The following is a 12,777-nucleotide window of genomic DNA, read 5'->3' as shown; positions in this document are numbered from 1 at the left end:
CTTGCGGTAATTGGGATAAATTTTTGGAAAAAGGACTGGGTTTTTGCCGTTTGGTTAAGTATACTTATAAGTATACAGATTGGGTGGCGGGAAAATCGGGATATTTCTTTGAATTTCAATGTGTTATCAATAAATTTAACAATTTTAGACCCCACCCCCTATACCGTCCCCATAAGGGTTTTGCAGGTTGCCTTTTGGGTTGTTTTTAATGTCGTCTGGGATGGGATATTGGGCGTTGGTTTTCTGGCGGTATTTTCAGGGGCGATGACGGTGCTGACAGGTTGGGAGTAGTGGGGAGAGGCGGTTGTCACTTTTCAGGTGGCAGGGAAAGCGATTGTTAAGGTAAGTTCAGGCGTTATCTATAAGGGCGGCGAGCTGTCCGCAGCCCGCCTGGATTGAGCCACCCTTTGATTTGCGAATGGTGACAGCGGGTAGATGGGGATATAATGTCTGGGCAAACCGTTTGACATCATCTTCAGAGGGCGGCTGGAATTTTGTGCCGGGGAAGGGGTTGAAGGGGATGAGGTTGATTTTGCAGGGGATGTTTTTTAAAAGTTTTGTGAGGCGCTGGGCATCAAGAGGCAAATTGTTGACACCCTGAATCAGGACATATTCAAATGTGAGTCGGCGTCTGGTGATTTTGACATACTCCCTGGCAGCGTTGAGGAGGGTTTTTAGAGGGTAGCGTTTGTTAACAGGCATAAGTTCTGAGCGGGTTTTGTCGTCGGTGGCGTTGAGGGAGATGGCGAGCCGCACCTGTAGGGGAAATTGGGCAATTTGGAGGATTCCCTCAGGGATGCCGGCGGTGGAGATGGTGATGCGCCGGGCACCGATTCTGAGTCCGTAGTTGGAGTTGATTACCTTGACCGCCTTTAACACCTCATCAAGGTTTAAGAGCGGCTCGCCCATTCCCATCAGGACGATGTTGGTGGGTTTGACATTGGTGGTGCGGATGAGCGCCTGAGCCTGTTCAACAATCTCAAACCATTTGAGGTTGCGCTTGAACCCTATCCTGCCGGTGGCGCAGAAGCGGCAGGCAAGGGAGCAGCCCGCCTGGGTGGAGAGGCAGATGGTGCGCCGGTTCTGGTCAAAGATGAGGACCGACTCAATCAGATTGCCATCCTGGAGTGTGAAGGTGCATTTGGTGGTTCTGTCCTCGGATTTGATGGTGCGGACGGGCTCAAGACGGCTGATATAGAACCTTTCGGCAAGTTCCGCGCGGAACTGTTTGCTCAGGTTGGTCATCTGGTCAAAACTGTCGGCATCCTTTTGATAGAGCCATTGGAATATCTGCACAGGGCGGTATCTTTCCCAGCCAAGTTTTTCACCTAAAAGGTTCAGTTCCTCAAGGGTATAACCTTTGATGTCGGTTTTCATCTATTCCGGTTTTGAGGCAACATTCAGGACCAGTCCGAGCATCACCATTGAGGCAAAGAGGGATGAGCCGCCATAACTGATAAAGGGGAGAGGAATCCCGGTGATGGGCAGAAGCCCCAAGAGCATGGCGATGTTGACAAATGTCTGATAGCCAATCATTGTGCCCAAGCCGATGCAGATTAGGGCGCCGTTCTGGTCACGGGTCTGATAGGCGGTGCGCAGGATGCGGTAGATAAGGAGGGCAAAGAGTGATAGGAGGACAAGGCAGCCCAAAAGACCGAACTCCTCAGCGATGGCGGAGAAGATGAAGTCGGTGTGCCGGTTGGGGAGAAACCCGAGCCTTTTCTGGGTGCCCCGGAGATAGCCCTTGCCCAAGATTCTGCCCGAGCCAATCGCTATCTGCGACTGGATTGCGTTCCAGCCCATGCCGTGGGGGTCAAACCAGGGTGCAAAAAAACCGATGATCCTTGCCCTTTGATAATCCTTGAGCATTGACAGGACGACCGGTGAGAGGAGTCCGAACACCGAGCCCACACCAAGGGCAAGAATCGCCCTAAAAAGGCGGAGCCGGATAAAGACAATGACCGCGAGGATGATGAAAAATGGCACCCAGAGATAAAGGGAGAAGCCGGCAGCAAAGGAGAAAAGGGGCATAAAGAGGAGGAGGATGTAAAGCGGTCTTAACCCCTGCCAGTAAAGCATTGCGGCAAATGCGGGCAAGAATATCAAAGCGGTGCTCAGGTCAGGCTCGGCGAGGATCAAAAGGATGGGCGCAAGGACAAGGAGGATGGGTCCGGCAAGGCTCTTGAAGTTGAACCTTATCTCCCGGCGGTAGCCTAAATACTTGGCAAGCATAAGAACGGTTGTTATCTTGGCAAGTTCTGAGGGCTGAAATGTAAAGGAGCCGATGCCAAACCAGCGCCGGGCACCTGGTCCGGTGCCGACAAAAAGGACCGCAATCAGAAGGATTAGGGTTAGGGCGTAAAGGATGTCCGCAAGACCGTAGATGAAGCGTCGGGGCGCAAGAAAGGCGATCAAGAGGCCGGCAATGCCAACCGGCAGGAAGATGAGCTGGCGGAGGAGATAGCGAATGCCGGCAGAGGAGTAGATGGCAAGGAGGCCAATGGTCAAGAGGAGAATGAGGGTAACAATCAGGGTGAAATCAAGCCGTTTCATTGTCCGGTTTTATTGGCGAAATAGGCGCGGACCAGTTCGCTGACTATGGGTGCAGCCACCGCACCGCCATGTCCGGCATTTTCGCAGACAACGGCAAAGACAACCTCAGGCTCTTCAGCGGGTGCATAGCCAACAAACAGGGCATGGTCAGGTCTGGGCGGGTTCTGCGCGGTGCCGGTCTTGCCCGCAATGGTTATCTCCTGGATTTGTGCTGCCCTGCCGGTGCCGTAAAGGACCACCCTGGTCAGGGCACGTTTAACCGCATTGATTGCCTCCTGCTGAAGAGGGATAACAAATCTCTCACCGCCGGGACAGAGAATCGTTCTGCCCGCAGAGTCAATATGGGAGACGAGCCGCGGCTGGTAATAAAAGCCGTTGTTGGCGATGCCGGCATAGGCAAGGGCAAGTTGGAGAGGGGTCAAAAGAATTTCGCCCTGTCCAATGGCAAAGTTGAGCATCACCCCCTGGGTCCATTTGCCTTTGCCGTAGCGCCGGTTGAGAAAGTCACGGCTGGGGATGTTGCCGGTTCCCTCTCCAGGAATGTCAATCCCGGTGGTTCTGCCCAGACCGAAGCGCTCGCAGAATGAGGCAAGGGTGTCAACCCGAATCCGCATACCCAACTGATAAAAGTAGGTGTTGCAGGACTGCTCAATCGCACCCAGGAGGTTGAGTCTGCCGTGTCTTGACCAGCATTTGAAGTCCCGGTTGCCATAACGAAAAACACCACTGCAGGGTAAAAGGGTGGTCTGCGGTGTTACCAGACCCAATTCCTGTGCCAGGAGGGCAACAAGCGGTTTGAATGTTGAGCCGGGCGGATAACCAGATGATATTGCCCGGTTGAAAAATGGTTTGGAGGGGTTAAAGACAAGCGACTCCCAGCGGGCAGCGTTTAATGGGGAAAGGAAGATGTTGGGGTCAAAGTCAGGGCGGGACACCAGACAGAGCACCTCGCCGGTTTTGACTAAAATGCCCACGACTGCGGCACGCTCATACTTTGCGGTAAGTTCATAGGCGAGGCTCTGGAGCCGGTGGTCAATCGTCAGATGGATGTCTTTGCCAGGAATAGGAGGCTCTGGTCTTTTTTCCAAAAGCGGACCGATTTCCCTGCCTCTGACATCAACCTCAACAAACTCAAACCCATCCCTGCCCCGCAGATACCTCTCGTATTTTGCCTCGATGCCGGTTTTGCCGATGTAGTCAAGGCGGCGATAACTGGTGTCGCGACTGAGCTCCTCTTCGGTGATTTCGCCCAGATAGCCAATTGAATGGGCGTAGAGATTTCTGTAAGGGTAGTTGCGCACCGGGTCAACACGCACGAGTACCCCGGGCAGCCGGAAGTTGTTCTCCTCAATCTGGGCGACAGTTTTTAAAGGCACATCCCGGCAGATGTTCACAGGTGCCGGAAAAGCGGCAATCGGCTCGAGCCGGCGCTTGATGTCCTCAACCGGTTGATTGAGAATGGTGCTTAGAAGGGTAAGGGCACTGTCATTGGTCTCTGTTGGTATTACCGCAACGGTCCAGGATGGTCTGGTGTCAGCCAAAAGGACTCCGTTGCGGTCGAAGATTTTTCCCCTTGGGGCTGGTAAGACAATTCTTCGTATGCGGTTGCGGTCGCTTAGCCGGGCATATCTAACACCGCGGAGGACCTGAAGGTAACCGAGCCTTAAGAAGAGCAGGGCAAAGAGGGCAATCCCAATCTGTGTCAGGCGCCTGAACCTAATTTTCACCGTTCCTTTTCCTTATAGAAAATCCGAGCCAAGCCAGGCTCGGCAAATGGGCTCAAGATGAGGGTGATGGTGATGGCAAGGAGAAGGGTGAGGGGTTGCGGTCTTGTCCCGGCAAGGCTCTCAAGCCCGGTTTTGAACAGTATGCCAATAAAGGTGAAAAGGACCGGCTGCCAAGGGCTGCGATAGAAGAGGTTGTGCAGGAGGGCAACACCATAACCGATTGTGCTATAGGTAAGCATCTTGATGCCGAAGGTGTTGGGAGTGACGAGGTCAAAGAGCAGCCCAGCAAAAAATCCCAAAATGGTGGCAAGGAGCCGGTTCTCATGCAGGGCAAAGACGATAAGGGCAAGGAGGGCAAGGTCAGGACCCTGGGGCAAGAACCCTGCCTGGATGATGAACAACAGGTACAGGAAAAGAAAGGCAAAGAGCGGACGCATACTATTCAGGAATCTTGATTTCCTGTGGTTTCAAATTGTCAAGCCAGGGATCGGGGAAGGAATCAAAAGAAAGGATGAAGACCTGTTCCAGCCTGGTGATAGGGGCAAAGGGTTCAACAAGGACAGACTGGAAAAGGGCATCCTCATTTTTGTTAACGGTTTTGACAACGCCGATGGCAAGACCTTTGGGAAAGATGCCGCCCAGTCCCGAGGTAATAACCGTATCACCAGGCTGAAAGTCGGCATCAGGAGCAACATAGTCAAGGGAGAGGAGGTTTTCGCTTGTCGGGCTCATCAGCGCTACATCCCTGGTACGGTTGTTCATCGCCGCAACCCGAAACCCGGGTTCAAAGATTGTCTGGACAAGCGCCTGATGAGTAGAAACGGCAATCACCCTGCCGACAATACCTTCAGGTGCGAGTGCAATCGCGCCGATTTGAATGCCATCAATGGTGCCACGACTCACGGTCAGAAACCTTTTCAAGGTGCCGAGGTCTCGGGCGATGATTGGTGCGCGGATGATTTTGGCGGCTGGTGGAGAGGTTCTAAGGGGTAGTTGGGATTTCAGGCGAGCATTTTCCAGTGCCAGTTCAGCGCAAAGCTGGGAGAGGCGGCGGTTTTCACTGCCAAGGGTGGCGATGGTTGTTCTCAAGGAGGAGATGGTGCGTAAGGGGAAAAGGAAGACGGTTCCCAAGGAAGAGGTGACTGTCAGTTTGAGATTATCGGGAAGGAAGAGGCTGATAAGGGAGACAAGGATTACCGACCAGGATATGCGGTCTTTAACCGAACCTAATCTTTTCCCCGGCATTGGTGATTGGTCTTTTCAAGCACCTTTTTCCTGCTATTTGGTGCGGAGTATCAGTTTTTCGTTGACACCGATGTTTTCTAAAATCCTGCCGGCACCACGGACAACGCTTTCAATCGGGTTGTCGGCAACATAGACCGGCAGGTTGGTTTCCTCCTTGATTAAGAGGTCAAGACCGCGCAAGAGCGAGCCGCCACCGCACATATATATCCCCCGGTCAACGATATCTGCGGCCAGTTCCGGCGGGGTTTTTTCGAGCGCAAGCCGGACCGCATCAATAATCAGGGAGACCGGCTCCTCAAGTGACTCCCGCACCTTGGTGGAGGTGATGTGGATGGTTTTGGGAATGCCCGAGACCAAATCCCTGCCCTTTACCTCCATTGTCTCTTCAGTACCGGTGGCATAGGCAGAGCCGATGGTAATTTTGATTGTTTCCGCGGTCTGCTCGCCGATGATTAGGTTGTAGTTCTTTTTGATGTAGTTGATTATCGCCTCATCCATCTCGTCACCCGCAACCCTTATTGATGCCGCATTGACCACCCCGGAAAGCGCCACTACCGCAATCTCGGTTGTTCCGCCACCGATGTCAACAACCATATTGCCGGTGGGTGCTTCTACCGGCAGACCAACCCCGATTGCCGCAGCAATGGGTTCGGAGACCAGGTAGATTTCGCGCGCACCTGACGCCTCAACCGAGTCACGCACCGCCCTTTTCTCCACCTCGGTTATACCCGAAGGAACGCAGACAATCACCCGTGGACGGACAAAGAGCTTCTTGCGCTGGACCATGCCGATAAAACTCTTGAGCATCATCTCCACCATCGTGAAGTCGGCAATCACCCCATCCTTCATCGGTCTGACCGCACGAATCCCCTCAGGTGTCCTGCCCAACATCCTTTTTGCCTCGGTGCCAACAGCAACAACGGTGTGGGTAGCCTCATCCACCGCCACGATTGAGGGCTCGCGCAGGGCGATGCCCTTGCCCCGAACATAAATCAGGGTGGAGGAGGTGCCGAGGTCAATGGCGATGTCATTGACAAACCTCTCGGTGATGCTGCGAAAAAAGGAGGAGATACTCACTCCAATAGCCTAATCTAAACCTTCTAATAAGTCAAGTTTGTAACGCACGGTCTAATCCATTTGGAATTAAAAGCGAAGCAACTTTGGTGTTGAGGGTGCAATTCTGCATAGGGTACGGTTCCCCGTTAAAAATGTGATTTTGGTTAAGTTGTTGATTTTTAATGAATAATGCATTTTAACGGCAAGGAGTAAAGTATAATTTTATGTACACTTAGTTCTGAGGATAAAAAGGGTTGAACCTTTCTCTTGACCTTTGGTGTTTGTTTTCTATAATCGTTTGTCTTGGCAGTGTTTTTAAATTTATGAAAATAAAGCAGTTTCAAGAGACAGGCGTTCTCTCCAAAAGAGAGCTGAAGGAAAGGGCGCTTTTGCCGCCTCAGGAGCGGCTGAAAAGGGGTCCGGTGGTTGTGGTTGAGTGCGTTGAGAATATCCCTTGTAACCCCTGCGCCTATGCCTGTCCGAGAAAGGCAATCACGATTGGGGGCAATCTGACAGATGTACCCAAGGTTGATTTTGAGCGGTGTAATGGTTGCGGTTTGTGTGTTTCCCACTGTCCGGGTCTGGCGATATTTGTTGTCAACTGGGCATATTCGGAAAAGGAGGCGACCGTTACCCTGCCCTATGAACTTCTGCCCAGACCTGAGGTTGGTGAGCGGGTTTTCGGTCTTGACCGGAGCGGGCAAAAGGTCTGTTCAGCCCGGGTGATAAGGGTGCTTGATACCAAGGCGCAGAACCGGTGTGCGGTTGTTACCGTCGCGGTGCCGAAGAGGTTCTGGGATGATGTGAGGAGTATCAGGTTGAGAGGAAGAGGTGATTAGCAATTTTTTGGTTTCACTGGTCTTTTTCAGTATCACGCCGCAATTGCCACTTTCCATCGCCACAACCGATGATGGTCTGGCGGTATTTGCCAATCCTGCGGGTCTGGGAAAGGGTCGCGGTCTGGAGTTTTACTACCTTTACAACTTTCAGTCGCAGGCATTTCTTAATAATAACAGTTTTGTTTTGAGCAACGGTCCAATAGGAGGTTTTATTGAGCCCAGACCATTGCGTTATGGTGTTGCCTTAGGGATAGGGCAGGATGGGTTTTTCGGCGGTATCCGTTATGTGAGAGACAGTGTTGTTCACTGGGATTTGGGCGCGATGGTGCGTCCGAAGAAATGGCTTTCAATAGGCGGATTGTGGCAGGGTGTGAACCGGGACTTTGGCAGGGTTGGTCTGGGCGCGGGTGTGAGACCATTTGGTCCGCGCTTGACAGTTTTTGCCGAGAGCTATCTTAACCCTTTGCAGCCATTTTTTGGCTTTCAGGCAGAGCCGGTTTCCGGGTTTGATATCGCCGCAAGGTTGAGGCTCGGTGGTGAGGACAAGATTAATTTTGCCCTTGGTGTCAATCTGAGTTTGGGCAGGTTCGGTCTTGGTTTTTGCGGGGTGCCGAGACCGGCGGAATTGGGCGGGATTGTGCGCCTGAGCCAGGAGTTCAGGCATCAGGTTTTTACCAGGGGCAGGAGGTATCTGGAGATAAACCTGCAGGAGCCGGTTGTTGAGGAGAAGCCCGGTTTCAGCCTTCTTGGTTTGAGAAGGGCAAGGACAACATATTCCCTCTTGAGGCTTTTGCAAAAGGCGGAAAAGGAGCCGGGAGTAAAGGCGGTGGTGCTGAAGGTCAAGAATGAGGATATCGGTCTTGCTCAGGCACAGGAGTTACGGAGCGCCATCATCAATCTGAAAAAGAGGAATAAACAGGTCTGGGTTTATGCCCAGGATTTGGGAATGGTTGGCTATCTTTTTGCAGCGGCTGCTGACAGGGTTGTTTTGCATCCCTTAGGGAGTGTTATTATCCCCGGTGTTTCGGCGCAGGCGACATTTCTCAAAGGCGCTCTGGAAAAACTGGGTTTGAAGGTGGAGGCGCACCGGCACGGCAAATACAAAAGTGCGGTTGAAGCCTTTACCGAGGATTCAATGAGCGCTGAAAACAGAGAGCAGTTGCAGGCGCTGGTTGAGGGCATTTATGAGGAGTTTTTGCTTGCGATAAGTGAGAGCCGCAATCTTTCAAGTGAGCAGGTTGAGAGTCTGATTGGACAGGGGCTTTTCCGGGCAGAACAGGCAAAGGCTTCAGGTCTGATTGACACATTTCTCTATGAGGATGAACTGGACTCAATGGTGAAAAGGGATTTCCGCGGCTGGGGGCGGCTGGGGGAGAAGGGGCTTGCCAATAAAAGGGATTTCAGTTATCACTGGGATGAGCCGGCAGGGATTGCGGTGATATATGTCAATGGCAGTATTGTTCAGGGTGAGTCCGGAACCGATTTTCTAACTGGTGAAAGGCGGGCGGGTTCAGAAACGGTTTGTCGGGCAATAAAGGAGGCGGGAAAGGACAAAAGAACCAAGGGGATTGTTTTGCGGGTTGATTCGCCTGGAGGTGATGGTGTTGCCAGTGACGCCATCTGGCGTGAGGTAAATCTAATAAGGGAGAAGAAGCCGGTGGTGGTGTCAATGGGAGGTCTGGCAGCATCAGGAGGCTATTATGTCGCCTGCAACGGTTCAAAGATTTTTGCCTTGCCCGGAACAATCACCGGTTCAATCGGTGTATTCAGTCTGCGCCTGATTACCGAGGGTCTTTATAATAAACTTGGAATCAGGCGCCAGGTGGTGAAAAAGGGTGAGCGTGCAGATGCGTTTGGTGATACGAGGGAGCTGACACCGGCAGAGGATTCAATGTTTCAGGAGCAGATAGACTGGTTTTATCAGGAGTTTGTGAAAAAGGTGGCAAAAGGGAGAAACCTTACCTATGAACAGGTTGATTCTGTGGCTCAGGGTAGAATCTGGCTGGCAAGGGATGCCAAAGGTCTTGGTCTAATTGATTCACTTGCAGGTTTTATGGAGGCGATTGAACACTGCCGAGAAAGGGCAGGGTTAAAAGGGGATTATCAGGTGCGCTTTTATCCACAGGCAAGGATGGGTATTGGTTCGTTATTAGGCGAGCGGCTGGAAAACATTTTTCTCGATATCTTTCGGAGATGAAAAGAAGTAAAAGGCCGGTGATTGTCTGCCGGTGTGAAGAGATTACCGAGGATGAGGTAAGGAGGGCGATTAAAAGAGGTTATTATTCACTTGAGGAGATAAAGCGGGTTTTAAGAACCGGAATGGGTCATTGTGGTGGCAGGGGCTGTTTGAAAATCATTGCCCGCTTGATTGAGGAGGAGACCGGCATTCCAGTGGCAAAACAGCGGTTCCCCTGCTCAAGACCACCGCTAAAACCCCTGGCTTTGGGTCTTTTGGCTTCATATAAATATGAAGAAAAGAACGGCTGATGCAATAGTGATTGGTGGCGGTATTATCGGCGCTGCCACCGGTTATTACCTTGCCAAACAGGGGTTGAAGGTTATCCTTCTTGAAAGGAATTTTCCCTGTGCAGGTTCAACCGGTAGATGTATCGGTGGGATTCGCGCCCAGTTCACCCATGATTTGACCATCAGGGTTATGCTCAAGAGCATCAAGATGTTTATGGAACTTGATAGCGAGTTGGGTGAGGACATTGAATGGTATGCGGGTGGGTATCTTTTCCTCGCCTTTGATGAGGAGCGCAAGAAATCATTTCTGCAGGCTATTGAAATACAAAGAAGATATGGTTTAAAGGTAGATTTTATATCACCTGATGAATGCGCCCGGATTGTGCCCGGTTTGAACCAGGAGGGGCTTTTAGGAGGTGCCTGGTGTCCAACTGATGGACAGGCAAACCCTTTCAAGGTAACATACGGCTATCTTAAGGGGATGGAGCGCTTAGGCTCAAAGGTTATTACAGACTCCGAGGTGAAGAGGATAAATATTCAGGGTGATAAGGTTGTTTCGGTGGTCACTCAAACTGGTGATGAGTTTTATGCACCGGTTGTCCTGAACGCTGCCGGACCCTGGGCAGAGGGTGTTGCTCAACTTGCTGGTGTCTTTTTGCCGGTAAAGCCTGATAGACATGAGGCGCTGGTTACCGAGGCGGTTGAGCGTTGTCTGGAGCCAATGTTGGTTGATTACCGGTCTGATGGCTGCTACTTTGTCCAGCATTATAAAACAGGTCATTTTATCGGCTGCTATACACCGGTGCCCATTGTCCCTGGAGACCGGATTGACGCTTCTGATGAGTTCATTACCGAGATGCCGAGGAGGATGGTGCGCCTCTTACCAAAACTGGCGTCGGTCAAGGTCTTAAGGCAATGGGCGGGTTCGTATGAGATGAGTCCTGATGGCAATCCGATTTGCGGCAGGACACCGGTTGAGGGGTTTTATGTTGCTGCCGGGATGAGCGGACACGGTTTTATGTTTGGTCCGGCTTTAGGCTATTTGATGGCAGAGTTGATTACTACCGGTAAATCGTCCATTGACATTTCTGAGTTCAGGCTTGACCGCTCCTTTGCCAAAGCCGAGGCGATGAAATAGCCCTACTTTCTCCTTGACAAATTTATAAAATTTATTATAATTGTTCTGTCAGAATGATTAATCGGGGTTCGTGGTTTGGTTACAGGAGGGTGGAAGCAAAAGAGCTAAATAATTAAAGGAGGTTAGAATGAGAAGGTTGGCTCTTTTGATGATAGTAATGGTCTTAGGTCTTGGTGCCAACTCTTTGTATGTCGGCAGGGTTGATACCATTGGGGGCACCACCTATGACTGGCAGTTGCAGGGACCGGCAAAGCGGACATTAGCCAATGCGCCCGAATATGGTCTGCATACGGTCTGGATGTATTCAGCAACAGAATACCCTTTTTCTGACAGGAATATCCGTTACAACTTTTATAATTATCTGACGCGCACCTGGCACTGGATAGAGCCAGATTTTATCTCTTCAGGCATAAATGTCTTTACCGAGAGAGCCGGGTTTGGCAATGTTCAGACAGACCCAAATTCCGGTAGAGCGGTAATTGTTGCCCATATTTCTTCAGGTGGTTCTATCAGACCGGTTCTTGTTCGCGATTACGAGCCAGGTGCCGGAATTTTTGAGTTCTGCTTAGGACCTGTAGGTTATCTCTGGCCCGTGCTTGCGGTGGGAGAGACTGGCTGGGCACATATTGCGATGATGGAGGATGCAACCCGGAACGGCATTTTTTATTCCCGAGTGGTCGTCTGGTGCCGGTGGGATGACCCAATGTTGATGTCATATTCCGGAGACCCATCATTCAATATCGCCGCTTCACCCGCATCAAATAAGGTTATTGTTTCGTGGGTTAAAATTGCCACCCCTGTTGATTCACTTTATTATCGCTTATCAACCGATGGTGGAGCATCCTGGTCTGACCCGATTGCGCTTGAACCACCACCAGCCTATGGCGGAGATACCCTGACATTATTTTCCCTGTTTGGACCATTTCCCTATTTTGACCGCAATGACCAACTGCATTTTGTCGCCGATATAATACCGGTGATTAATGATACTATGTATCTTGTGCCGGCTGGAATCTGGCACTGGTGCGAAACGAACAATCCACAATGGTCCCTGGTGCGACGGGCAGGATGTGCACCTGAAAATTTGAGAGGTGCGCTTGGTCATAATGCGAGTTATGTGTCTCATCCAAGTATCGGGGAGGATAATAACGGTAAACTTTATGTTGCCTGGGAGGAGTTTGATTCCTCCAATGTTGAGCCTTTGACAGGTTTATTGCGCTCAAACATCTGGCTTGCTGCAAGCAATGATAACGGACAAACTTGGGGCGAGGCATTGCAACTGACACCGAGCAATACTGTTTCCCACCGCTTTCCCTGTGTGGTTGACCTGATTATTGGTGGTGGCGCTAATGGAGATACAGTGGTGGTGATGTATCTGATGGATTCAATTGCCGGCTTCTATGTTTTAGACCAGGGACCGATGAGTTACAATCCAATTGTGTGTCAGTTTGTTCCGGTCAGTCTGCTTGGGATGGTTGGTATCAAGGAGGCTTCCTCAGTTAAGCGACAAGGTGCAATCTGTGCCACGGTTATTTCGAAAGTTATCTGTTTGCAGTCACAACCTTTCAATCGCAGCGAACGATTTGTTCTTTTAGATGCCCTTGGTCGCAGGGTGCTTGATTTAAAACCCGGTGCCAATGATGTCCGCCATCTTGCGCCTGGGGTATATTTCATCCAGACCGGTTCATCAATAGAGAGAAGGGTGGTGATTACAAGATAATAGACTTCTTTCTACAGGAAGTTGTAGGTTTTT

The 12,777-nt window shown here is 51.1% G+C and carries 11 protein-coding genes; 5 read left to right on the top strand and 6 right to left on the bottom strand.

The window, feature by feature from the left end; all coding sequences use genetic code 11:
* Positions 1-348 precede the first annotated feature (348 nt).
* Genes rlmN through ABIK47_06975 form a run of 6 tightly spaced genes read right to left on the bottom strand, consistent with a single transcriptional unit; the run spans position 349 to position 6,602 of the window.
* The gene (rlmN, locus tag ABIK47_07000) at positions 349-1,377 is read right to left on the bottom strand and encodes a 23S rRNA (adenine(2503)-C(2))-methyltransferase RlmN (protein ID MEO0020365.1); all 1,029 of its coding nucleotides are present in this window, start codon (positions 1,375-1,377) and stop codon (positions 349-351) included.
* Positions 1,378-2,553: a rod shape-determining protein RodA gene (gene rodA, locus ABIK47_06995; GenBank protein ID MEO0020364.1), complete on the bottom strand. Its 1,176-nt coding sequence runs from the start codon at positions 2,551-2,553 to the stop codon at positions 1,378-1,380.
* A complete protein-coding gene (gene mrdA / locus ABIK47_06990; GenBank protein ID MEO0020363.1) occupies positions 2,550-4,280 on the bottom strand; it encodes a penicillin-binding protein 2 in 1,731 nt (576 codons plus the stop codon). Before mrdA ends, rodA begins: the two co-directional genes overlap by 4 nt.
* Complete coding sequence (gene mreD / locus ABIK47_06985) at positions 4,277-4,717, bottom strand: rod shape-determining protein MreD (protein MEO0020362.1); 441 nt, start codon at positions 4,715-4,717, stop codon at positions 4,277-4,279. Before mreD ends, mrdA begins: the two co-directional genes overlap by 4 nt.
* A gap of 1 nt (position 4,718) precedes the next feature.
* Positions 4,719-5,525: a rod shape-determining protein MreC gene (gene mreC, locus ABIK47_06980; GenBank protein MEO0020361.1), complete on the bottom strand. Its 807-nt coding sequence runs from the start codon at positions 5,523-5,525 to the stop codon at positions 4,719-4,721.
* A 33-nt stretch (positions 5,526-5,558) separates the two neighbouring features.
* Complete coding sequence (locus tag ABIK47_06975; GenBank protein ID MEO0020360.1) at positions 5,559-6,602, bottom strand: rod shape-determining protein; 1,044 nt, start codon at positions 6,600-6,602, stop codon at positions 5,559-5,561.
* Between the two features lie 302 nt (positions 6,603-6,904).
* Between ABIK47_06975 and ABIK47_06970 the strand changes: the two genes are divergently transcribed.
* The 5 genes from ABIK47_06970 (at position 6,905) to ABIK47_06950 (ending at position 12,744) form a co-directional block, all read left to right on the top strand.
* Complete coding sequence (locus ABIK47_06970; GenBank protein ID MEO0020359.1) at positions 6,905-7,420, top strand: 4Fe-4S binding protein; 516 nt, start codon at positions 6,905-6,907, stop codon at positions 7,418-7,420.
* Entirely contained in the window at positions 7,413-9,617 is a 2,205-nt protein-coding gene (sppA, locus tag ABIK47_06965) for a signal peptide peptidase SppA (protein ID MEO0020358.1), read from the top strand. Before ABIK47_06970 ends, sppA begins: the two co-directional genes overlap by 8 nt.
* On the top strand, positions 9,614-9,907 hold the full coding sequence (locus ABIK47_06960) for a (2Fe-2S)-binding protein (GenBank protein MEO0020357.1): 294 nt from the start codon (positions 9,614-9,616) through the stop codon (positions 9,905-9,907). Before sppA ends, ABIK47_06960 begins: the two co-directional genes overlap by 4 nt.
* Positions 9,888-11,024: an FAD-binding oxidoreductase gene (locus ABIK47_06955; GenBank protein ID MEO0020356.1), complete on the top strand. Its 1,137-nt coding sequence runs from the start codon at positions 9,888-9,890 to the stop codon at positions 11,022-11,024. The genes ABIK47_06960 and ABIK47_06955 overlap by 20 nt, the downstream gene beginning before the upstream one ends.
* A gap of 127 nt (positions 11,025-11,151) precedes the next feature.
* Positions 11,152-12,744 (top strand): hypothetical protein, encoded by a 1,593-nt coding sequence (locus ABIK47_06950; GenBank protein MEO0020355.1) that lies wholly within the window; start codon positions 11,152-11,154, stop codon positions 12,742-12,744.
* Positions 12,745-12,777: the final 33 nt, after the last annotated feature.

Source organism: candidate division WOR-3 bacterium, from assembly GCA_039801245.1.
GTDB lineage: Bacteria > Hydrothermota > Tepidihabitantia > Tepidihabitantales > Tepidihabitantaceae > JAOABP01.
This window is presented reverse-complemented; position numbering and strand designations above follow the sequence as displayed.